Raw genomic sequence first — 23,168 nt, forward strand, 5'->3', positions numbered from 1 at the left:
CCCTTCGTCGAAAATCTTCAAGGATGTTGGTCAATTCGACCGCTGCAAAAACAAGCCAGTCGTCGATAAGTAGTGCAAACGAACAATGACTACAACGAAAGAGCATAGTAGCCTTGCCCAGCGCTTGAACTCAGGAGTCTGTGCATGTCCGTCCGTCGTACCAAAATCGTCGCCACCCTTGGCCCGGCCAGTAACTCGCCGGAAGTCCTCGAACAGCTGATTCTGGCTGGTTTGGACGTTGCCCGTCTGAACTTCTCCCACGGCACCCCGGACGAGCACAAGGCTCGCGCCAAGCTGGTGCGTGACCTGGCCGCCAAGCACGGCCGCTTCGTGGCACTGCTGGGTGACCTGCAAGGCCCGAAAATCCGTATCGCCAAATTCGCCAACAAGCGGATCGAGCTGAAGATCGGTGACAAGTTCACCTTCTCCACCAGCCATTCGCTAACCGAAGGCAACCAGGACGTCGTGGGTATCGACTACCCGGACCTGGTCAAAGACTGCGGCGTCGGCGACGAACTGCTGCTGGACGACGGCCGTGTGGTCATGCGCGTCGACACTGCCACCTCGACAGAGCTGAACTGCACCGTGATCATCGGTGGCCCGCTGTCCGACCACAAAGGCATCAACCGTCGCGGCGGTGGCCTCACAGCGCCGGCCCTGACTGAAAAAGACAAGGCCGACATCAAGCTCGCCGCAGAAATGGAAGTGGACTACCTCGCCGTGTCCTTCCCGCGCGACGCTGCCGACATGGAATACGCCCGTAAGCTGCGCGACGAAGCCGGCGGTACTGCCTGGCTGGTGGCGAAGATCGAACGTGCCGAAGCCGTGGCCGATGACGAAACCCTCGACGCCCTGATCAAGGCGTCCGACGCTGTGATGGTTGCCCGTGGCGACCTGGGCGTGGAAATCGGTGACGCCGAGCTGATCGGTATCCAGAAGAAGATCATCCTGCACGCACGCCGCCACAACAAAGCGGTGATCGTGGCGACCCAGATGATGGAGTCGATGATTCAGAACCCGATGCCGACCCGTGCCGAAGTGTCCGACGTGGCCAACGCCGTGCTCGACTACACCGACGCCGTGATGCTCTCGGCTGAGAGTGCTGCCGGCCCGTACCCGCTGGAAGCCGTCCAGGCCATGGCGCGTATCTGCGTCGGTGCCGAAAAGCACCCGACCAGCAAGACCTCCAGCCACCGCATGGGCAAAGTGTTTGAAAGCTGCGACCAGAGCATCGCCTTGGCCGCCATGTACACCGCCAACCACTTCCCGGGCGTTAAAGCGATCATCGCCTTGACCGAAAGTGGCTACACGCCGTTGATCATGTCGCGCATCCGCTCCTCGATCCCGATCTACGCGTTCTCCCCGCACCGCGAAACCCAGGCCCGCGCGGCCATGTTCCGTGGTGTGTACACCGTACCGTTCGACCCGGCTTCGTTGCCACCGCACGAAGTCAGCCAGGCGGCCATCGACGAGCTGATCAAGCGCGGCGTGGTGGAGAAAGGCGACTGGGTCATCCTGACCAAGGGCGACAGCTACAACACCATCGGCGGCACCAACGGCATGAAGATCCTGCACGTTGGCGACCCAATGGTCTGAGTGACACGCTGAAAAACAAAAGCCCCGCCATGTGAATGGCGGGGCTTTTTGCATTTAAAGGCCTGAGGATTTGTTGAATGAGAGGGCCTCATCGCGGCATGGGTATCTACACATCTTTTTATGGGTTGAGTTCTTTGGTTGTCGCGGGGGCGCGGGGTACATATCCGTTATTTGGGTAACGGCTGCTATGGGTTCCGCCCTTACGGCGGGTCACTTTTGGAAAAGAGCCCCAAAGTAACCAAAGGGCTCTTGCCCCACCACTCGGCACCTCGCCTAGGCTCGGTGTGCCCTCACTCCGGCTTTGGACCGTGGGCCGCCGCCATGGGCCATCCTTGGCCCATCGCGGCTAAACCGGCGTCCTGCCGGTTTACCCACGCTCCAAAGCCTGCGTTCGGCCAGCGTGGTTTAACGGGGCGCCTAAGATCAAGATCAAAAGCAAGAGCACGGCGGCCTAGTAGCCGACCTGAGTGGTTAAATCAAAAGCAAAACCGAGGCGGCCTGACAGCCGACCTGATCTTGGAAACTGAAACTCAATCAAATGTGGGAGCTGGCTTGCCTGCGATGGCATCAACTGGTTATGCCTGATACACCGAGGTGCCTGCATCGCAGGCAAGCCAGCTCCCACACAAAAAAGCAGAGCACTGCGGTGCTGGCAGCTAAACTCGGTCAAAATTGTGGGAGCGGGCTTGCTCGCGAAGGCGGTGTGGCAGTTACACATGAGCTGACTGACCCACCGCCTTCGCGAGCAAACCCGCTCCCACATTGGGATCTCATTACATCAGCTAGATAAGGTGGTGCTCTGCTTCTGCCCTGCTTTTGCTTCTACCACTCAGGTCGGCTACTAGGCCGCCGTGCTCTTGCTTTTGATCTTGATCTGAGGCGCCCCGTTAACCACGATGGCCGAACGCAGGCTTGAATCCGTGGGTAACCCGGCAGGACGCCGGGTTAGCCGCGATGGGCCAAGGATGGCCCATGGCGGCGGCCCCACGGATTCAAGCCGGAGTGAGGGCACACCGAGCCTAGGCGAGGTGCCGAGTGGTGGGGCAAGAGCCCTTTTGGTTACTTTTGGGGCTCCTTTCCAAAAGTGACCCGCTGTAAGAGCGGAACCCATAGCAGCCGTTACCGCAGCAACGGATATGTACTCAATCTACCTAAACCATCGCAGGCTAAAAGCAACACAAAAAGTTGCATAGATACCCATGGCTTGCCCGCGATGAGGTCCGCACCGTCAACGCACATTCATCGCCGAGCATTAAATGCCGACAACGCCGCTATCGCCTCCGGTGATTTCAGCCGCTGGACAAACAACGCCCCCTCCTCCTCAATCACCCGCCGCAACTGCTCCCGATCAACACCCCTCATCAATTGTTTGGTCACCTGCACCGCTGCGGGCGCCAACGTTTCAAAACGCTCAGCCACTTCCCGCGCCTTGGCTAAGGCCGCCTCACCACTGCCCAGTGCCTCGGTGGCAATGCCCCATGCCGCCGCCTGCTCGCCGGTAAAACCGTCCCCCAACAGCAACAGTTCAGCCGCTTTCGCATGCCCCAACAGCCGCGGCAGGATCAGGCTGGAACCAAACTCCGGGCACAATCCCAAGTTGACGAACGGCATGCGCAAGCGTGCATCGCGACTGATATAAACCAGGTCGCAATGCAGCAGCAGCGTTGTACCAATGCCAACGGCCGCACCGGCCACGGCGGCGATCACCGGTTTACGGCAATTGAGCAGGCTTTTCATAAAGTGGAACGGTGGGCTATCGAGGTCGCTGGGTGGTTGCTCGAGGAAGTCGGCAATGTCGTTGCCGGCAGTGAAGCAGTCGCTGCTGCCCTGGATCAACACAGCTCGGACGCCTTCGTCCGCATCAGCCTGCTCCAGCGCCTGGGCCAATTGCGTGTACATGGTCCGGGTCAGGGCGTTTTTCTTGTCGGGGCGGTTGAGCTGCAAGGTCAGCAGCCCGCGTTCACGTTGCAGCAGGATCGCGTCGGTCATGGTGAATCTCGCGGCTGTAGAATTCAGCGCTCAACCACGGGGCAAAAACACATCGGCCAGCAGTTGATTACGCGGCAAACCCGCCAGGAACAGGCGCTTGGAAAACGCCTCGACGCTGGCAGGGTGCCCGCAGAGTAAAGCCAGAGTTTGCCGCGAAACAAACCGCAGTTGCGCCAATGCCTGGGTTAACTCAGCCGCCGTCCACAGCTCCACGGTCAGGTTCGGGTGCTGCGCAGCCAACTGCGCCAGGGGCTCGGCCAAGTAATGCGCGTCGGCATCATGGGCCAGGTGAATCACGCGAATGGCGCCCTGGTGATCCTGGCGCAACGCCTCACGCAACACGCCCCATAACGGCCCAAGCCCCGTGCCAGAGGCCAGAAGCCAGAGCGGCCGCAATTGCCAATCGGGGTCATAGTGCAGCGCCCCGCCTCTCAACTCGCCCAGTCGCAGGCGGTCGCCCACTTGCAACTGACGGGCAATATCGCTGAATTCACCGGGTTGACGGCAATCGAGATGAAATTCCAGGAAGGTATCTTCCTGGGGCACGCTCGCCAACGAGTAGGGGCGTGCCACCTGCCCCGCCCACACCACCAAGTGCTGCCCGGCCCGGTAACGCAGGCCGCGTTCCGGTTGCAGACGCAGGCGCAGCACCGCCGCGCTCAACCAATCGACACCCACGACCTGAGCCGGCAAACCGTCACGCAACGGGTCAAACGTTTCGACCTGAAGATCCCCGCTGACCTGGCACTGGCAGGCCAAGCGCCAGCCGTCCTGACGTTGCGCCGGGCTCAGGGCGTCAGGTTGCTTGTCCTCGACCTCACCCAGGCAGCGCACCAGGCAGGCATGGCAACTGCCTGCCCGGCAACTGTAAGGCACGGCCACACCCGCCTGATTCAAGGCATCCAACAGGTTACTGCCGGTGGCTACCGACCAGTGGCGTTCGCCGACGTGCAGTTCAGGCATATAAGGTCTCAATCAGAAGGGCCGCGTACAGGAAATCATGCCCGACAGAGTTTGACCATAGTCGGGTGTATCGGCCACCGCGCCGGGTTATACTGCCGCGCCTTTTTAGCGTCGCGCCTGCACCATACGGCGTGCCTTGGAAAGGTGGACTCAGCCGACCGATGTACCCCACTGAGCCACCTTTATTGAATGTTCCCTTATAGAGGAGCGCGACTCATGACCGTGATCAAGCAAGACGACCTGATTCAGAGCGTTGCCGACGCCCTGCAATTCATTTCCTACTACCACCCCGTTGACTTCATCCAAGCGATGCACGAAGCCTACCTGCGCGAAGAGTCGCCGGCAGCCCGTGACTCCATCGCGCAGATCCTGATCAACTCGCGCATGTGCGCCACCGGCCATCGCCCGATCTGCCAGGACACCGGTATCGTTACCGTGTTCGTGCGCGTGGGCATGGATGTACGCTGGGACGGCGCCACCATGAGCCTGGACGACATGATCAACCAGGGCGTGCGCCAGGCTTACAACCTGCCGGAAAACGTCCTGCGTGCATCGATCCTCGCCGACCCGGCAGGCGCGCGCAAAAACACCAAGGACAACACCCCGGCCGTGATCCACTACTCCATCGTCCCGGGTAACACCGTGGAAGTGGACGTGGCGGCCAAGGGCGGCGGCTCCGAGAACAAGTCGAAAATGGCCATGCTCAACCCTTCCGACTCGATCGTCGACTGGGTGCTCAAGACCGTTCCGACCATGGGCGCCGGCTGGTGCCCACCGGGCATGCTCGGCATCGGTATCGGCGGCACCGCCGAGAAAGCCGCCGTGATGGCCAAGGAAGTGTTGATGGAATCCATCGACATTCACGAGCTGAAAAAGCGCGGCCCGTCCAACCGTATCGAAGAGATGCGCCTGGAGCTGTTCGAGAAGGTCAACCAACTGGGCATCGGCGCCCAGGGCCTGGGTGGCCTGACCACCGTGCTCGACGTGAAAATCATGGACTACCCGACCCACGCAGCCTCGCTGCCGGTGTGCATGATCCCCAACTGCGCCGCCACCCGTCACGCGCACTTCGTGCTCGACGGTTCGGGCCCTGCGTCGCTGGAAGCGCCATCGCTGGACGCCTACCCGGAAATCGTCTGGGAAGCCGGCCCGTCGGCCCGTCGCGTCAACCTCGACACCCTGACCCCGGAAGACGTGCAGAGCTGGAAGCCGGGCGAAACCGTGCTGCTCAACGGCAAGATGCTCACCGGTCGCGACGCGGCGCACAAGCGCATGGTCGAGATGCTGAACAAGGGCGAAACCCTGCCGGTGGACCTCAAGGGTCGCTTCATCTACTACGTCGGCCCGGTTGATCCAGTGCGCGAAGAAGTGGTTGGCCCGGCTGGCCCAACCACCGCCACGCGGATGGACAAGTTCACCCGCCAGATCCTCGAGCAAACCGGCCTGTTGGGCATGATCGGCAAATCCGAGCGCGGCCCGACTGCGATCGAAGCGATCAAAGACCACAAAGCCGTGTACCTGATGGCTGTGGGCGGCGCCGCTTACCTGGTGGCGCAAGCCATTAAGAAGTCGCGCGTGGTGGCTTTCGCCGAACTGGGCATGGAAGCGATCTACGAGTTCGACGTGAAAGACATGCCGGTCACCGTTGCGGTGGACAGCAAGGGCGAATCCGTCCATATCACCGGTCCTGCCATCTGGCAGAAAAAGATCAGTGAAAGCCTGGCGGTAGAAGTGCAGTAAACACTTCCCCCGCAAGGATAAAGGCGACTGTGGCCCCATGGCCCAGTCGCCTTTTTATGCAGGGTAATTTTGTAATGACGAACGCGGTCATGTGGGAGCTGGCTTGCCTGCGATGCAGGCACCTCGGTTTTTCAGTGAACCTGAGGTGATGCCATCGCAGGCAAGCCCGCTCCCACAACATCAACGTTGTGCATGCTATGGTGCTCACCCCTTACTGTGCCTGTTCATCACCGTATGATCGCGATCCCACGCCCCCTGCGCCTGACCTTCTACTCCCTGTTGATCATCGCCGGTGCGGTGCTGGCCGCTGCCTTGGCCACACGCCATGCCGAACGCCAAGCCTTGGTAGACGACGCCGCCCGCGCCAATCAACAGCTGGCGCTGTACGCCAACTCCCTGCACACCCTGATCGAACGCTACCGCGCCCTGCCCGCCGTACTGGCGCTGGACTCGGAAATGATCAACGCGTTGAAAGGCCCGTTGAGCGACACCACCCAAGACCTGCTCAACCGCAAACTGGAGCGCATCAACAGTGCTGCGCAGTCCTCCACCCTGGAGCTGATGGACCGCACCGGCCTGGCCGTGGCCGCCAGCAACTGGAACCTGCCGAGCAGTTATGTCGGGCACAACTACGCATTTCGCCCCTATTTCAGCCAGACCTTGAGCCAGGGCACCGGGCGTTTTTATGCGGTGGGCGTGACCACCGGGATCCCGGGTTACTTCCTCTCCAGTGCAATGGTCGATGAACATGAACAGTTCCTCGGCGCCATGGTCGTGAAGCTCGAATTCCCCGAACTTGAGCGCGAGTGGGCCCAGGGCAACGACCTGCTGCTGGTCAGCGATGCGCGCGGCATCGTGTTTATCGCCAACCAGCCAGGCTGGCGTTACCGCAACCTGCGCCCGCTGTCGGCCAGTGACCTCGCCGACCTCAAGGCCACACGCCAATACGACAAAAAACAATTGCAGCCGCTGGACACGCAAACGTTGCAGCGCTTTGACGAAAACAGCCACCTGATGCGCGTCAACGGCCCCGACGGCAGCGCCAATTACATCTGGGAATCGCTGCCGCTGAAGGCCGAAGGCTGGACCTTGCACCTGCTGCGCAAACCGCAGTTCGCCTTTGAAGACCAGCGCAATGCCGGCCTCGCCGCTGCCGGTTCCTGGCTGGCGCTGGTGTTCCTGGTGCTGTTCCTGACCCAACGCTGGCGCCTGGCCCGTTTGCGCCAACGCAGCCGCGAAGAACTTGAACGGCTTGTGGAGGAGCGCACCCAGGCGCTGCGTACGGCCCAGGATGGGTTGGTGCAATCGGCCAAACTGGCGGCATTGGGGCAGATGTCCGCCGCCCTCGCCCATGAGATCAACCAGCCACTGACCGCCCAACGCATGCAGTTGGCGACCCTGCGCCTGCTGCTGGACCACGGCCGTGTGGACGATGCCTACAAGGCCCTCACGCCGCTGGACGACATGCTCACGCGCATGGCCGCACTCACCGGCCACCTCAAGACCTTCGCGCGCAAAAGCCCCAGCGGCCTGCGCGAAAAGCTGGACCTGGCCACCGTGGTCGATCAATCCCTGCACTTGCTCGACGCGCGCCTGCGCGACGAAACCATCGGCGTGGTGCTGGACCTGACCCGCCCGGCCTGGGTGCGCGGCGATGCCATCCGCCTGGAACAGGTGCTGATCAACCTGCTGCGCAACGCCCTCGACGCGATGGCCGACAAGCCGCGCAAACGCCTGGAAATCCGCCTGCAGGCCGATCAGCAACTGTGGCAGTTGACCGTCAGCGATAGCGGCGGCGGGATTGCCGAGGAACACTTGAACAGCGTGTTCGACCCGTTTTTTACCACCAAACCCGTGGGCGACGGCCTCGGCCTTGGGCTGGCGGTGTCCTACGCTATCGTCCACGAACTGGGCGGGCGCTTGCTCGCCGGCAACCGTGGCGACGGCGCAGTATTTACCTTGACCTTGCCGATTGCGCTGGAGACGCCCGACCTATGTTGAACGCAGTGATTGTGGTCGATGACGAAGCCAGCATTCGCACGGCCGTCGAACAATGGTTGAGCCTGTCGGGGTTTGAGGTGCAGTTGTTCAGCCGCGCCGAAGAGTGCCTGGCGCAACTGCCCAAGGACTTTCCCGGAGTGATCTTGAGCGACGTGCGCATGCCCGGGCTCAGCGGCCTGGAGCTGCTGGCCGAAGTGCAACGCCGCGATGCCGACTTGCCAGTGATCTTGCTGACCGGCCACGGCGATGTGCCGATGGCGGTGGAAGCCATGCGCGACGGCGCCTACGACTTTCTGGAAAAACCCTTCAGCCCCGACGCCTTGCTCAACAGCCTGCGCCGCGCCTTGGACAAACGCGGGCTGATCCTGGAAAACCGTCGCTTGCATCAACAGGCCGACCATCGCGCGCAACTGGAATCCAGCCTGCTGGGCGTGTCCCGCGGTTTGCAGAATTTGCGCCGCCAGGTGCTCGACTTGGCCAGTTTGCCGGTCAATGTGTTGATCCGTGGCGAGACCGGCAGTGGTAAAGAGCTAGTCGCGCGCTGCCTGCATGATTTCGGCCCGCGCGCGAAAAAGCCATTTGTAGCGCTCAACTGCGCCGCCATCCCCGAGCAACTGTTTGAGGCCGAATTGTTCGGCCACGAAAGTGGCGCGTTCACCGGCGCCCAGGGCAAGCGCATCGGCAAATTGGAATACGCCCACGGCGGCACGCTGTTCCTGGATGAAATCGAAAGCATGCCCTTGGCGCAGCAAGTGAAACTGCTGCGTGTGTTGCAGGAGCAAAAGCTGGAGCGGTTGGGCTCGAACCAAAGCATTCACGTGGACCTGCGCATCATCGCTGCCACCAAGCCGGACCTGCTGGAAGAGGCCCGCGCCGGAAGGTTTCGCGAGGATTTGGCGTATCGCTTGAACGTCGCGCAACTGCGCCTGCCGCCGTTGCGCGAACGCCGCGAAGATATTCCGCTGCTGTTCGACCACTTTGCCCACAGCGCCGCCGAGCGGCTGGGGCGTAGCGCCGAACCCTTGAGCGGCGCGCAACTGGGGCGGCTGCTCAGCCATGATTGGCCGGGCAACGTGCGTGAGCTGGCTAACGTTGCCGAACGCCAAGTGCTGGGCCTGGGTGAGCCGGAGCCGGAAGGTATCGAGGCGGGGCAATCGTTGGCGGCGCAGCAGGAGGCCTTTGAAGCGCACTGCCTGAAAGCGGCGCTGGTTCGGCATAAGGGTGATATCAAGGCGGTGTTGGCCGAGTTGCAACTGCCGCGGCGAACCTTCAATGAAAAGATGCAGCGCCATGGGTTGGTGCGGGATACGTTTCTGTAGGCCGGTTTTTGTGTTGTTTTCACAGACGCCATCGCAGGCAAGCCAGCTCCCACATTTTGATTTGTGAACACATTCAACTGTGGGAGCTGGCTTGCCTGCGATGAGGCCAGTAGCCATAAGCGGATTTCCGCTCATCACCCTCAAACCATCAGCGACTTTCCGCTCAAAAATATTCTGAAACCCTTCTAAACCGGGCCTTCATCTACTTGGCACAGCTCCTGCTATAGCCGAACCAGGCAGCGCTCGCGCCGCTCCACAAAAACAATTAGATGAAGGATCCTTCAATGGATAACTCCAACACCTTGCCTCTGGGGTCGGTGGCTGCGCCGGCAAAAGAACGCACGACGTCCAGCCGGATCAAATCGATCTTCAGCGGCTCCGTCGGCAACATGGTCGAGTGGTATGACTGGTACGTCTACGCCGCCTTCTCGCTGTACTTCGCCAAAGCCTTCTTCCCCGCCGGCTCCTCAACCGCCCAGTTGATGAACACCGCCGCCATCTTCGCCGTGGGTTTCATCATGCGCCCGATCGGTGGCTGGCTGATGGGCCTCTACGCTGACTACAAGGGCCGCAAGGCCGCGCTGATGGCCTCGGTATTGCTGATGTGCTTCGGCTCGCTGCTGATCGCGTTGACCCCGGGTTACGACACCATCGGCATCGGCGCACCGATCCTGCTGGTGTTCGCACGCCTGCTGCAAGGCCTGTCGGTCGGCGGCGAGTACGGCACCTCGGCCACCTACTTGAGTGAAATGGCGACCAAGGAACGTCGCGGTTTCTTCTCCAGCTTCCAGTACGTGACCCTGATCTCCGGCCAACTCATCGCCCTGGCCGTATTGATCGTGCTGCAACAAACCCTGACCACCGAGCAGCTGTATGCCTGGGGCTGGCGCATCCCGTTCGCCATCGGCGCGCTGTGCGCAGTGGTCGCGCTGTTCCTGCGTCGTGGCATGGAAGAAACCGAGTCGTTCACCAAAAAGGAAAAAGCCAAGGAAAGCGCGATGCGCACCTTGATGCGCCACCCCAAGGAAGTGTTGACGGTGGTCGGCCTGACCATGGGCGGCACCCTGGCGTTCTACACCTACACCACTTACATGCAGAAATACCTGGTGAACACCGTCGGCATGAGCATCTCCGACTCCACCACCATTTCAGCCGCCACGCTGTTTCTGTTCATGTGCCTGCAACCCCTGGTCGGCGGGCTCTCCGACAAAGTCGGCCGTCGCCCGATCCTGATCGCCTTCGGCATACTCGGTACGCTGTTCACCGTGCCAATTCTCACCACCCTGCACACCATCCAAAGCTGGTGGGGCGCGTTCTTCCTGATCATGGCGGCGCTGATCATCGTCAGCGGCTACACCTCGATCAACGCGGTGGTGAAAGCCGAGCTGTTCCCTACGGAAATTCGCGCCCTGGGCGTGGGCCTGCCGTATGCGCTGACCGTGTCGATCTTCGGCGGTACCGCTGAATACATCGCACTGTGGTTCAAGAGCATTGGCATGGAAACCGGTTACTACTGGTATGTAACGGCATGTATTGCGGTGTCGCTGGTGGTTTACGTGACCATGAAGGACACGCGCAAGCACTCGCGGATTACTACGGACTAAAGGTTTATCGCGCTAAAACATGTGGGAGCTGGCTTGCCTGCGATAGCATCACCTCGGTCTACCTGATAAACCAAGGTACCTGCATCGCGGGCAAGTCGAAGCGTCGAACCGCCGGCTCCCACATAAGCCCGCTCCCACATTTTGAATCAGGACACGTCCGCTAATGCGGCGCGCCCATACCGACGCTGCGCATACGACGCGCCGGCAATCATCACTACCAATACGCCCGCCAACACCGCCGATGAACCAATGGTGCCGAAATCCAGCCCGCCCTTTTCATGGGGCTTGGTGAGGAAATCGCCCAGGGTCGCGCCAAACGGTCGCGTCAGCACAAACGCCACCCAGAACAACAGCACCGACGACAGTTGAGTGAAGTATTTGAGTGCCACCACCACCGCAATGGCCGAGCCGATCAGCAAGGCGCCGCCAGCAAAGCCCAGCCCGGAATCGTCCGCCAGGAAGTCGCCCAACGCGGTGCCCAAGGTGTTGGAGAACAGAATCGCCATCCAGTAAAACAACTCACCCCGCAAGGTCTGCACCTTGTTCACATTCAGCGAATCGCCGCTGAGGTGCCACACGGCAAAGATGATCATCAGGATCACGATCAGGATCATCGACCCCGTGGCATACCCCAGGCCCAGCGTACGGTCCATAAAGTCCGACATCGTGGTGCCGGCCGTGCTGGTGGACAAAATCACGATCCAGTACAGCACCGGGTTGTAGGTTTTCGACCAGAGTTGCGTCACCAGGGTGACGAGAAACACGCTGATCAGGATCATCGAGCTGATGGCGTAGCCAACGTTCAGGGTCATCGACAACAAATCCCCGGCGGTTTCGCCCAGGGTAGTTGCGCAGATTTTCATGACCCAGAACGCCAGGGTGATCTGAGGAAGTTTGTTCATGATGCGCAAGGCTCCGAAGCTCAGTCTTTCATTGGGCCGACTTATAGGGGGTATCGACCTGGCGCGCAGACTGAACCGGACGCTGTGAAAAATAGGTGGGCAATCAATGAAAATTCCATCCAGCCAATGGAATTTCGCCGCTATGGATTGCACTATGGCTACCTCCCAGAACCCCGCAGCAGGAACCCCGGCCCATGTCTGACGATATCCATTTCTACGAGCCCGCCAACGGCCACGGCCTGCCCCACGACCCGTTCAACGCCATCGTCGGCCCTCGGCCGATCGGCTGGATTTCCTCCCACGACCGCGAAGGCCGCCTGAACCTGGCGCCCTACAGTTTCTTCAATGCGTTCAACTACATTCCACCGATCATTGGGTTTTCCAGCGTCGGGCGCAAAGACAGCCTGAACAATATCGAGCAGACCGGCGAGTTTGTGTGGAACCTGGCCACCCGCCCACTGGCCGAGCAGATGAACCAGAGTTGCGCGGCGGTATCGCCGGATGTGAATGAGTTCGAGCTGTCCGGCCTGACGCCGGTGGCGTCGAAAATCGTCGGCGTGCCGCGCGTGGGCGAAAGCCCGGTGTCGTTCGAGTGCAAGGTGACGCAGATCATTCAGCTGCAGCGCGCCGACAAAGAGTTGGTACCGAGCTGGCTGGTACTGGGCGAAGTGGTCGCGGTGCACATTGCCAAGTGGCTGCTTAAGGATGGGGTCTACGACACCGCCGCCGCGGAGCCGATCTTGCGCGGTGGTGGGCCGGCGGATTACTTCCAGTTGGGGCCGGAGGCGTTGTTCAAGATGTATCGTCCTCGCTGATTGGAATACTTCCCAACAGACACAACAGACCAGTGTGGGAGCCGGGCTTGCCCGCGATAGCGGCGTGTCGGCCACCCAATGAGTCGACCATTACGCCCTCATCGCGGGCAAGCCCGGCTCCCACATTTAATCTATGTTGATCAGCAGAAAGGGCGTTAGCTGGCGGCAGTTGCCCAGGTCAGTTGACCCTCTTCGTCCACATCGATCAACCGCTCTAATTGCACGGTAGCCGCATCATCAGCGTCGGAGGCGGTCTTGAACGTCTGCCCATCAAGGATCTTGTGAAAACGCGGTGCGCCCATGCCATCCAGTGCCTTTACGGCGATGGCAGCGCTGTAGCCACCCGCCTCTTCACGTACCAAGGCGGAAACAGCTTCGTGGTGGGCAAATTGTTTACGTGCCATGTTGCAGGTCCTGGCCAATGGGTAAGTCGGCCATTCTAAAGCACTAGCCGGCCAGTTGCAGGTACTCGCCATAGGCATGCGCAGCGGATGCATCGGTAAAGGTCTGGAAGTCCATGCTGCGCAACACCCTGTCGTTCAACAGCTCGGTAAAGATCATCAGGGCGGGAGAATTGAAGTAGGCGCTCATCGCCTGCTCGCTGCTCCAGAAGCCCGAAACCAGCCATACATCGGGGTCGACCTGTGAGTGCTGCAACGAGAATTGCAGGCAACCCTGAGCCTGACGGCCCGGTTCGATCAAACTGCTCAAGCGTGCACCGAGTTCGGTGCTGCACCCGGTACGGGCGCGGATAAAGGCCATATGGCTCGCGGGAATGGGGGTGGACATGTTCAACTCTCCCGTTGAGAAGTGATGCTCGGCAAGCACTGTGAGGGCGTGTTGCCACAGGATCAAAGATAACGGCGCGGGTGTGGGTGCGGTTAGTCAATTCCTGCCGGCTTATTGCACAATCCTGCGAGAAGCGCAGGCAAGACGTAGGGCCCCTGAGGTTTATTCCAGGCTCATGCTCAGTGTTTCAGGGAGATGATAGGCCCGGCACTTGCCTGATTCGCAACTTATCGCAGGATCAGGCAAGGATTGTGCAGAATCGACGTAACACCTTTTCAAACACCGCCGCTAAGCTTGGCCCATCAAAGAAGTGTGTAGAGGACGCCCCAATGCCGTCGCCGGAACATAAGTCCATTCCCCTCGATGCCGAGACGGAAAAACAGCGCGCCGAACTGGCCAGCATCGTGCATCGGCATACCTGGGAAGACGGCTCCTACGGCACCGCAATCACCTCACTGTTCCTCAACCGCCATAACACGCCACGCGACTTCATGCCGGTGCTGGTGGAGCCCGCGCTGTGCATCCTCGCCAGCGGCAGCAAGGAAGTGCGCCTGGCCGACGAAATCTTTGCCTACGACCCGCTTAACTATTTGGTGTTCTCGGTCGCCATGCCGGTGGCCGGGCGGATCATCGACGCCACCCCCGAAGACCCGAACCTGTCGGTGCGCATCAACATCGACCCCGCGCAGCTGACGGCGCTGATCGCCGAGGCCGGCCCGATGGGCGTGCCCTCGCGCCCGACATCGCGCGGCATGTACGTCGATTGCATCGACTCCCAACTGCTCGACGCGGTGCTGCGCCTGGCGCGCCTGCTGGACAGCCCCAAAGACATCACGATGCTCGCGCCGTTGATCAACCGCGAGATTCTTTATCGTTTGCTGCGTGGGCCGCAGGGCTATCGGCTGTATGAAATCGCCGTGGCCAACAGTCAGAGCCATCGCGTGAGCCAGGCGATCAAGTGGTTGAACAGCAACTATGAACAACCGCTGCGCATTGATGACCTGGCCAAGGAAGTGAACCTCAGCGTCTCGACCTTGCACCACCGCTTCAAGGCGATCACCGCCATGAGCCCGCTGCAATACCAGAAGCAGTTGCGCTTGCAGGAGGCGCGGCGGCTGATGATTGCCGAAGGCCTGGAGGCTTCGGCGGCGGGGTATCGGGTGGGGTATGAAAGCCCGTCGCAGTTCAGCCGGGAGTACAGCCGGTTGTTTGGGGCGCCGCCGCTGCGGGATCTGGCCAGACTGCGCCAAAGTATCTGACTCAGCGCAGCTCCCACATTTGATCCTCGGTGTTCTTTAGTCCAGGGTCCGGGGCAACCGCAGCGTCACTCGCAAACCACCCTCACGCAGGTTCTGCAAACTCACTTCACCACCATGGCTGTGGGCAATGTTGCGCGCAATGCCCAACCCCAACCCATAACCCTGCTGCTGCCCAGCCAACCGAAAGTGCGGCTCAAAGACTTGCTCCAGCCGCTGCTCCGGTACGCCAGGCCCTTCGTCATCCACGTGCAGGATAAATTCCGCGCCATCGTCTTCGATGTGCAAATGCGCGTTCTGCCCATACTTCAACGCGTTGTCGATCAGGTTACCGATGCAACGCTTGAGCGCCAGCGGCTTGCCCGCATACGGCGCCAATGCTCGACCGTCCTGAGTGATGCGGCCATTACCATTGGGCGCCAGGTACGGTTCCACCAGGCAGTCAAGCACGTGATTGAGGTCGACCGGCTCGATGTTTTCGTGGATGTCGGTGTCTTTCACGCATTGCAGCGCGCCCTTCACCAGCAACTCCAGTTCATCCAGATCGCGGCCGAATTTGGTTTGCAGGTTCTCGTCTTCGAGCAGTTCCACGCGCAGGCGCAGGCGGGTAATCGGTGTGCGCAAGTCGTGGGAAATCGCGCTGAACAATTGGCTGCGCTCGGTCAAGTAACGGCTGATGCGCTCGCGCATGGCATTGAACGCACGGCCCACTTCCACCACTTCACTGCCGCCGCCTTCGGCCACCGGCTCCACGTCCGCGCCGAGTGACATATCCCGCGCCGCCAGCGCCAGGCGCTTGAGTGGCCGGCTCTGCCAGTGCACCAACAGGCCAATAAACAGTAACAGGAAGCCGCTGGTCAGCACGATGAACCACACCTGTTGCGACGGCAGGCCTTGTTCTTCAAGGCTGGTGTAGGGCTCGGGCAACAGTGAGGCGATGTACAGCCATTCGCCCGGCGCCAGCTGGATCTGGGTGACCAGCACCGGCGGGTTCACCGGCTCCAGGGTCAGCGCGTAATGCGCCCAGGAGCGCGGCAGTTCATCGAGTTTCAAGCCGGCGTTGAAAATACGCAGGTCCTCGGCACTGACGAACTCCACCGAGATATGCACATCGCCGCCCAGGGTCTGGCGCAACACTTCGTCTACCGCTTGCAGCACCGCCTGTTTGCGCGGGGTCTGCGGCAATATCTGCATATCCAAAGGTCGGTCGTTGAGGGTCACCACAAAACGCGTGCCGCCCATGCTGCGCAACTGATCCAGCACCAGCGGGCGATAGGCCACGGGCAGCGAACGGAAATAACTCACGCTGGCCGTCATCGAGTGCGCCAAGCTGCGGGCGCTGGTGACCAGGCCTTCGAGCTGGGTGGCACGCAATTGCGAGACCCAGATCACGCTGGACAGCGCCTGGGCGAACAGCACCGCGAGCAAGGTCAGCAGGAGCATGCGCCCCAGCAGCGAGCGCGGCACTGGAAAACGGCGGCGTTCGGTCACATGCTCAGTGGGCATTGCCGGCAACCACGCTGGCTGCCAACTGATAACCGCTGCCACGCACGGTGCGGATCAGCCGTGGCGGTTTTTCGGTATCGCGCAGGCGTTGGCGCAGGCGGCTGACGGCCATGTCGACGATGCGGTCCAGCGGCATCAGGTCGCGGCCACGGGTGGCGTTGCCGATGGTGTCGCGGTCGAGAATTTGTTGAGGGTGGTCGAGAAACAATTTGAGCAGGGCAAAGTCGGCGCCGGAGAGAATCACCTCTTCGCCGTCGACGTGAAACAAACGATGGCTGACCATGTCCAGGCGCCATTCATCAAACACCCACACATCGCCACCGCTGCCGCGCTCCTGGCCGAACTGGGCACGGCGCAACAGGGCTTTGATTCGCGCTTGCAGCTCGCGAGGGCTGAACGGCTTGCCGATGTAGTCGTCGGCACCCAGCTCCAGGCCGATCACGCGGTCGGTTTCGTCGGAGCTTGCGGTGAGCATGATGATCGGCACCTGCGCCTGGCGCGGGTGCTGGCGAATCCAGCGGCAGAGGCTGAAACCGTCTTCGTCGGGCAACATCACATCGAGGATGACCAGGTCGCACGGCGCCTCGTTCATCGCCTGGCGGAACCCCGCGCCATCCGGCACGCCACGCACCTGGAAGCCGGCGCGACTGAGGTAGGTTTGCAGCAATTCGCGGATTTCCTGGTCGTCGTCGACGAGGAGAATCGATTTACTGATTACGCTCACGGGGTCCTCCTTGTTGTTATGGCCAAGCTTAAGTCATTTGTTGCCCTGGAGGCCCTATCGTGGGCAAGCCCGCTCCCACATTTGAAATACATTTTTCAGCACGAATGCATTCCCCTGTGGGAGCTGGCTTGCCTGCGATAGCGCCCTCATGGCCTACGCAAAAGCCTGCTCCAGTGCAACTCCAGCCCCGGTCAACCCGGAATACGGCGCGGTCACCAACCACACCGGAATGCCTTTGAAGTAGTCGCTCATGCAGCCCTTGTCGCCGAAACTCTTGGCAAAACCGCTGTTGATAAAGAAGTCGGCGAACCGTGGAATCACCCCGCCCACGATGTACACGCCACCGCGCCCACCGGTGGTCAGCACGTTGTTCCCCGCTACGCGGCCCAGCCAAACGCTGAACTGGTTTAACACTTCCATCGCCACCGGGTCGCCGGCCAGGCCGGCTGCCGTAATGGCTTCGGGCGTGTCCAGCACCGGTGTATGCCCGTCAACCGCACAAATGGCGCGGTACACGCGCGGCAAGCCGCCACCGCTCAAGGCCGTTTCGGCGCTGACGTGGCCGATCTCAGCGTAGATGTGCTGCCACAGCTGGGTTTCACGCGGGCTGCTCAGCGGCAGGTCGACATGCCCGCCCTCCCCCGGCAACGCAGCGAAGCGCCCGCCCCCCAAATCCAACAAGGTGCCGACACCCAGGCCGGTGCCCGGGCCGATCACCACGGCAGGGCGCAACGGTTCCGGCGTGCCTTCGCACACCACGCGAAATTCGTCGGGCTTGAGGCGGGTCATGCCCAGGGCCATGGCCGAGAAGTCATTGATCAGCAGCAGCTCATCGACCTGCAAGGTTTTGCAGAATGCAGTTTTGCTCAGGCGCCAGTGATTGTTGGTGAATTTAAATTCATCGCCACTCACAGGCCCCGCGACTGACAGGCACACCGCGCCGATGGCGCCGATTTCCAGGCCTTCTTCCTTGAGGTAGACCTTGATGGCCTCCTCAGGGCTGTGGTGATCCGCCGTGGCGTGCACGCGGATCGAATGCAGCGCCTGATCCTGCCACAACGCAAAACGGGCGTTGGTACCCCCGATGTCACCGACCAGCGCTAGCTTCACTTAAGCGTCTCCAAGGCAGAGGTAAAGGCGCTGGCGCCCTGCTCTGCGGAGCTTGCGGCCAAGCGCATAAATGCAAACAGCTCACGCCCCGCCCCCACGTTATTGCCCAACAGGCCCGTGGCAGGCGTGCGCGCTGCAAATTCTTCGGCGTCCACCTTAAGCTCCAAGGTGCCCTTCACGCCATCCACGCGAATGATATCGCCATCTTTGACCCGCGCCAGCGGCCCGCCGCTCTGAGCTTCGGGGTTGACGTGAATCGCGGCGGGGATCTTACCCGACGCGCCGGACATACGCCCGTCTGTCACCAACGCCACTTTGAAGCCACGGTCCTGCAACACACCGAGGAACGGCGTCATTTTGTGCAGTTCCGGCATGCCATTGGAGCGCGGGCCCTGGAAGCGCATCACCGCGACAAAGTCTTTTTCCAGCTGGCCAGCCTTGAACGCATCGGCCAGATCCTGTTGATCCTGGAACACCACAGCCGGTGCTTCGACGATCTGGTGCTCTGGCGCCACGGCCGAGACTTTCATCACGCCCCGGCCGAGGTTGCCCTCCATCACGCGCAGGCCGCCTTCCGCCGAGAACGCACGGGCCACGGGACGCAGGATGGTTTCGTCGAGGCTTTCGATCGGGCCTTCGCGCCAGATCAGCTCGCCGTCGACCAGGAACGGCTCCTGGGTGTAACGGCTTAGGCCCTTGCCCGCCACGGTGTTGACGTCTTCGTGGAGCAAACCGGCTTCAAGCAGTTCACGGATCAGGAACGACATGCCGCCCGCTGCCTGGAAGTGGTTGATGTCGGCCTTGCCGTTCGGATACACGTGGGACAGGGTCGGCACCACCTCGGAGAGGTCGGCCATGTCCTGCCAGGTGAGGATGATGCCCGCCGACATGGCGATGGCCGGCATGTGCAGGGTGTGGTTGGTGGAACCGCCGGTGGCGTTGAGCGCGACGATGGAGTTGACGATGGATTTTTCGTCGACGATCTCGCCGATCGGCGTGAAGTTGCCGTTGGCCTTGGTCAGGCGCGTGACCTGATGCGCAGCTTCGCGGGTCAGCGCATCACGCAGCGGCGTGTACGGGTTGACGAACGAGGCGCCCGGCAAGTGCAGGCCCATCACTTCCATCAGCAACTGGTTGGTGTTGGCGGTGCCGTAGAAGGTGCAGGTGCCAGGGCTGTGGTAGGACTTCATCTCCGACTCCAGCAGCTCCTCGCGGGTGGCCTTGCCTTCGGCGTAGCGCTGGCGCACGTCGGCCTTCTGCTTGTTGGAGATGCCCGACGGCATTGGGCCGCCCGGTACAAAGACCATCGGCAGGTGGCCGTAACGCAATGCGCCCATCATCAGGCCCGGGACGATCTTGTCGCAGATGCCCAGCATCAGCGCGGCATCGAACATGTTGTGGGACAGCGCTACCGCCGTGGACATGGCGATGACTTCACGGCTGAGCAGGCTCAGCTCCATGCCGGGCTCGCCCTGGGTCACGCCGTCGCACATGGCAGGCGTGCCGCCGGCGAACTGGCCGACCGAGCCGACTTCGCGCAGGGCGGTCTTGATCTGTTCAGGGAAATGTTCGTACGGCTGGTGCGCCGAGAGCATGTCGTTATATGACGAAACAATTGCCACGTTGGCGGCATTCATCATTCGCAGGCTATTTTTATCTTCAGTGCCGCAACCGGCCACGCCGTGGGCGAAGTTGGCGCATTGCAGCTTGCCGCGCATCGGGCCGTCGCTGGCTGCGCCGCGAATGAGCGCAAGGTAAGCCTCGCGGGTTGCACGACTGCGGGCGATAAGCCGTTCGGTGACCTCAATAACGCGGGGATGCATGTATAGAACTCCAGGCTAACGGATGTGGCGACCTGAGAGTCTATGCTGGTCAAACGCCCGCCGCGAAGAGGTTGGCAGGGTGTTACTTGACCAATCGGACCAGTTGATTCAGGTCACTCGTTGTAGATTGAACAAAATATTGCCACTAAAAAGGCTTGTTTTCTATTTTTATGCGAATAATCTTGTAATTCTTACAACAAATCGACGACAGGCACTTTCCAATGACTCTTCGTATCGCAATCAATGGTTTTGGCCGTATAGGCCGCAATGTCCTGCGCGCACTGTATACCCAAGGCTACCGCCAGGATTTGCAGATCGTCGCCATCAATGACCTGGGCGACAGTTCGATCAACGCCCACCTGCTCAAATACGACACCGTACATGGCACATTCGAAGCAGAGGTTGCCCACGATCAGGAAAGCCTGACCGTCAATGGTGACCGGATTGCCGTCAGTGCCATTCGTAACCCAGCCGACCTGCCGTGGGCTGCGCACAAAATCGACGTGGTGTTCGAATGCACCGGTCTGTTCACCGACCGTGACAAAGCTGCCGCCCATATTAGCGCCGGCGCGCGCAAGGTGATCATCTCGGCCCCGGCCAAAGGCGCCGATGCCACCGTGGTTTACGGTGTGAACCATGACATTTTGCGTCAATCCCACCAGATCATCTCCAACGCATCCTGCACCACCAACTGCCTGGCGCCTGTGGCTCAGGTGCTGCACCGCGAGCTGGGCATTGAAAGCGGCCTGATGACCACCATTCACGCCTACACCAACGACCAGAACCTGACTGACGTCTACCACACCGACCCGTACCGCGCGCGCTCGGCCACCCAGAACATGATCCCGAGCAAGACCGGCGCCGCTGAAGCAGTGGGCCTGGTGCTGCCGGAACTGGCGGGCAAGCTGACCGGCATGGCGGTGCGTGTACCGGTGATCAACGTGTCGCTGGTTGACCTGACCGTGCAGCTGAAAAAAGAAGCCACGGCCGAGCAGGTCAACGCACTGCTCAAGGAAGCCAGTCAGCACTCGACAATCCTCGGCTACAACACCCTGCCGCTGGTTTCCAGTGACTTCAACCATAACCCGCTGTCGTCGATTTTCGATGCCAATCACACCAAGGTCAGCGGTAAATTGCTGAAAGTGCTGGCTTGGTACGACAACGAGTGGGGCTTCTCCAACCGGATGCTGGATAACTGCTTGGCGCTGTGTAACGCCGAGTAATTGGCCAATGCAGATCCCCTGTGGGAGCTGGCTTGCCTGCGATAGCATCGCCTCGGTGTGATTGAAATACCGAGGTGTCTGCATCGCGGGCAAGCCCGGCTCCCACAGGGTTCTTCGCCCCCTCTCAACGTGCCACTTGCCATTTGGGTTGATGATAAGCATTATCATTAACTGCAAATCGATCTGGTAGCACTGTGAGCCAATCTCGCTTCAACCATGTCTTTCTCACCCAACGGGTGATTCTGCTACGTACCTTGCAGCGGATGGTGAATAACCCCAGCACTGCCGAGGACCTGTTGCAGGAAACCTACCTGCGCGTCACCCGGGCCCTCAGCGAGCGGCCGATCGACCACCTCGAACCCTTCGTCTACCAGACGGCGCGCAACCTGGCGCTGGACCACCTGCGCTCGCGCAAAATCCAGGCGCGCACGTTGCAGGAAGATGTACCTCTGAACGTGCTGCAAAGCGTCGCCGCCCCTATCAGCACGCCCGAAGACGCGACCCAGGCCGAGCAATTGCTCGAACACCTGAGTGTCAGCCTCGGCCAGTTGAGCGCCCGTCAACAGCAGATTTTCATCCTCAGCCGCCTGCACGGTTGCAGCTACCAGGAGATTGCCGACCAGTTGCAAGTGTCCTTGAGCACCGTGCAAAAGGAACTGAAATTGATCATGGCCATCTGTGTAGGTGTGGCCGAACGGCTGGATCAGCCTTAAGCTGCACCTGACAGAGGTATCGATCCAGGCTGTAGGAAAGATGAATAGAACGTGGCGAAGACCCGAGGAACACCGTGACGGACCCGAATAAACTGCGCCCCCATGAGCTGGCTCATGAGGTGTTGCAAGACACGGTTATGGACCAGGCCCTCGACTGGCTGATCGCCTTGCAGTGCCCGCAACCCGGGCAACAGGCCGAGTTCGACGCCTGGCTGGCCAGCGACCCGGCGCATCTGTACGCCTTCAACAAAGCCCAGGCTGCTTGGGGCGGCGCGCCGGTACACAGCGCCGCCGTGGCCTTGGCGGCGCCGCGTAAACCGAGCACCTGGCGCCGGATCAAACCGCATTGGAAACCCTTGGCCACCGCCGCCGTGCTGCTGATCGGCCTGTTCAGCTTCAGCAACCTGCCCGTGCGCCTGCAAGCCGACCATCTCACGGTGGTCGGCGAACGTCAGCGCGTGCAGTTGGACGATGGCGCTAAAGTGTTGCTGAATACCAACTCGGCATTTTCCAGCAGCATCAAGGACCACCAGCGCATCGCTCGCCTGTACCAGGGCGAGGCGTTTTTCGAAATTGCGCCCAACCGCGGTCTGCCGCTTGAGATCGATGCCGGCCCGGTGCGCGCCAGCGTGCGCGACACTGACTTCGCCGTGCGCTACCTCAACGGCGAGGCGCAAGTGCAGGTGCAGCGCGGTGACGTCGACCTGAGCAACACCTTCGACGATGCACGCGTGCGCCTGCGCGCCGGTGAGAGCATCCGTATCGGCCCCAAAGGCTTTGGCCAGCCCGCCAAGCTGGACGTGAGCAAGGACCTGGCCTGGGTCCAGGGCCGGCTGGTGTTCGAAAATTGCCCGATGAGCGAAGTGCTTGCCGAATTGCGCCGCTACTACCCGGGCTGGATCGTCAACACCAATGACAAGCTCGCCAGCACCGCCGTCACCGGCAACTACCGCCTCGACCAGCCCCTGGACGTGGTGCGCTCGCTGGCGCACATCACCTCGGCCAATCTCTCGGAATACCCGGCGCTGGTCATCTTGAACTAAATGAGAATTATTTTTACTCGAAGGTAACCGGCGGTACGTCTCGTTATAGCCA

The 23,168-nt window shown here is 61.0% G+C and carries 19 protein-coding genes; 10 read left to right on the top strand and 9 right to left on the bottom strand.

The genetic code is table 11. From position 1 onward, the window contains the following. Positions 1 to 144: 144 nt before the first annotated feature. Positions 145 to 1,596, top strand: a complete 1,452-nt coding sequence (gene pyk / locus KZH41_RS25085) for a pyruvate kinase (protein WP_094952409.1) — start codon at positions 145 to 147, stop codon at positions 1,594 to 1,596. Positions 1,597 to 2,835: 1,239 nt separating this feature from the next. On the opposite strand, the gene KZH41_RS25090 is transcribed toward pyk, so the two are convergent. Beyond that, positions 2,836 to 3,585: an enoyl-CoA hydratase-related protein gene (locus KZH41_RS25090; RefSeq protein WP_094953883.1), complete on the bottom strand. Its 750-nt coding sequence runs from the start codon at positions 3,583 to 3,585 to the stop codon at positions 2,836 to 2,838. A gap of 30 nt (positions 3,586 to 3,615) precedes the next feature. Beyond that, positions 3,616 to 4,548 carry an iron-sulfur-binding ferredoxin reductase gene (locus KZH41_RS25095; RefSeq protein WP_263273912.1) on the bottom strand — a complete coding sequence of 311 codons (933 nt, stop codon included), beginning with the start codon at positions 4,546 to 4,548 and terminating at the stop codon, positions 3,616 to 3,618. A 216-nt stretch (positions 4,549 to 4,764) separates the two neighbouring features. On the opposite strand from KZH41_RS25095, the gene KZH41_RS25100 reads away from it, so the two are divergent. From KZH41_RS25100 to KZH41_RS25115, 4 genes are all read left to right on the top strand, one after another. After that, complete coding sequence (locus KZH41_RS25100; protein ID WP_094953881.1) at positions 4,765 to 6,288, top strand: fumarate hydratase; 1,524 nt, start codon at positions 4,765 to 4,767, stop codon at positions 6,286 to 6,288. A 234-nt stretch (positions 6,289 to 6,522) separates the two neighbouring features. Continuing rightward, positions 6,523 to 8,289, top strand: a complete 1,767-nt coding sequence (locus KZH41_RS25105) for an ATP-binding protein (protein WP_263273913.1) — start codon at positions 6,523 to 6,525, stop codon at positions 8,287 to 8,289. Beyond that, positions 8,283 to 9,608 carry a sigma-54-dependent transcriptional regulator gene (locus KZH41_RS25110; RefSeq protein WP_263273914.1) on the top strand — a complete coding sequence of 442 codons (1,326 nt, stop codon included), beginning with the start codon at positions 8,283 to 8,285 and terminating at the stop codon, positions 9,606 to 9,608. The genes KZH41_RS25105 and KZH41_RS25110 overlap by 7 nt, the downstream gene beginning before the upstream one ends. A gap of 284 nt (positions 9,609 to 9,892) precedes the next feature. Beyond that, the gene (locus tag KZH41_RS25115; protein WP_094952643.1) at positions 9,893 to 11,212 is read left to right on the top strand and encodes an MFS transporter; all 1,320 of its coding nucleotides are present in this window, start codon (positions 9,893 to 9,895) and stop codon (positions 11,210 to 11,212) included. Positions 11,213 to 11,358: 146 nt separating this feature from the next. Here KZH41_RS25115 and KZH41_RS25120 read toward each other — a convergent pair whose 3' ends face one another. Further along, entirely contained in the window at positions 11,359 to 12,114 is a 756-nt protein-coding gene (locus KZH41_RS25120) for a hypothetical protein (RefSeq protein WP_094952644.1), read from the bottom strand. 194 nt (positions 12,115 to 12,308) lie between these two features. On the opposite strand from KZH41_RS25120, the gene KZH41_RS25125 reads away from it, so the two are divergent. Continuing rightward, entirely contained in the window at positions 12,309 to 12,929 is a 621-nt protein-coding gene (locus tag KZH41_RS25125) for a flavin reductase family protein (protein WP_094952645.1), read from the top strand. A gap of 155 nt (positions 12,930 to 13,084) precedes the next feature. Here KZH41_RS25125 and KZH41_RS25130 read toward each other — a convergent pair whose 3' ends face one another. Further along, a complete protein-coding gene (locus KZH41_RS25130) occupies positions 13,085 to 13,333 on the bottom strand; it encodes a hypothetical protein (protein WP_094952646.1) in 249 nt (82 codons plus the stop codon). A 43-nt stretch (positions 13,334 to 13,376) separates the two neighbouring features. After that, positions 13,377 to 13,718 carry an antibiotic biosynthesis monooxygenase family protein gene (locus KZH41_RS25135; protein WP_094952647.1) on the bottom strand — a complete coding sequence of 114 codons (342 nt, stop codon included), beginning with the start codon at positions 13,716 to 13,718 and terminating at the stop codon, positions 13,377 to 13,379. Positions 13,719 to 14,047: 329 nt separating this feature from the next. On the opposite strand from KZH41_RS25135, the gene KZH41_RS25140 reads away from it, so the two are divergent. After that, complete coding sequence (locus tag KZH41_RS25140; RefSeq protein WP_094952648.1) at positions 14,048 to 14,977, top strand: AraC family transcriptional regulator; 930 nt, start codon at positions 14,048 to 14,050, stop codon at positions 14,975 to 14,977. A 36-nt stretch (positions 14,978 to 15,013) separates the two neighbouring features. On the opposite strand, the gene KZH41_RS25145 is transcribed toward KZH41_RS25140, so the two are convergent. The 4 genes from KZH41_RS25145 to edd all read right to left on the bottom strand — a co-directional run bounded on the left by KZH41_RS25145 (position 15,014) and on the right by edd (position 20,137). Further along, entirely contained in the window at positions 15,014 to 16,441 is a 1,428-nt protein-coding gene (locus KZH41_RS25145) for an ATP-binding protein (RefSeq protein ID WP_371917705.1), read from the bottom strand. A 28-nt stretch (positions 16,442 to 16,469) separates the two neighbouring features. Then, positions 16,470 to 17,204, bottom strand: coding sequence for a response regulator (locus KZH41_RS25150; RefSeq protein ID WP_094952650.1), 735 nt, complete (start codon positions 17,202 to 17,204; stop codon positions 16,470 to 16,472). A gap of 153 nt (positions 17,205 to 17,357) precedes the next feature. Next, positions 17,358 to 18,314, bottom strand: coding sequence for a glucokinase (locus KZH41_RS25155; RefSeq protein WP_263273915.1), 957 nt, complete (start codon positions 18,312 to 18,314; stop codon positions 17,358 to 17,360). After that, the gene (edd, locus tag KZH41_RS25160) at positions 18,311 to 20,137 is read right to left on the bottom strand and encodes a phosphogluconate dehydratase (RefSeq protein WP_094952652.1); all 1,827 of its coding nucleotides are present in this window, start codon (positions 20,135 to 20,137) and stop codon (positions 18,311 to 18,313) included. Before edd ends, KZH41_RS25155 begins: the two co-directional genes overlap by 4 nt. 221 nt (positions 20,138 to 20,358) lie before the next feature. Here edd and gap point away from each other — a divergent pair, with 221 nt between their 5' ends. From gap to KZH41_RS25175, 3 genes are all read left to right on the top strand, one after another. Then, positions 20,359 to 21,360, top strand: a complete 1,002-nt coding sequence (gene gap / locus KZH41_RS25165; protein ID WP_242152305.1) for a type I glyceraldehyde-3-phosphate dehydrogenase — start codon at positions 20,359 to 20,361, stop codon at positions 21,358 to 21,360. Positions 21,361 to 21,554: 194 nt separating this feature from the next. Further along, positions 21,555 to 22,073 carry an RNA polymerase sigma factor gene (locus KZH41_RS25170; protein WP_094952654.1) on the top strand — a complete coding sequence of 173 codons (519 nt, stop codon included), beginning with the start codon at positions 21,555 to 21,557 and terminating at the stop codon, positions 22,071 to 22,073. Between the two features lie 74 nt (positions 22,074 to 22,147). Further along, positions 22,148 to 23,116 (top strand): FecR family protein, encoded by a 969-nt coding sequence (locus tag KZH41_RS25175; RefSeq protein WP_263273916.1) that lies wholly within the window; start codon positions 22,148 to 22,150, stop codon positions 23,114 to 23,116. Positions 23,117 to 23,168: the final 52 nt, after the last annotated feature.

It is taken from the genome of Pseudomonas sp. YeP6b, assembly GCF_025642995.1.
Classification (GTDB): Bacteria; Pseudomonadota; Gammaproteobacteria; order Pseudomonadales; family Pseudomonadaceae; genus Aquipseudomonas.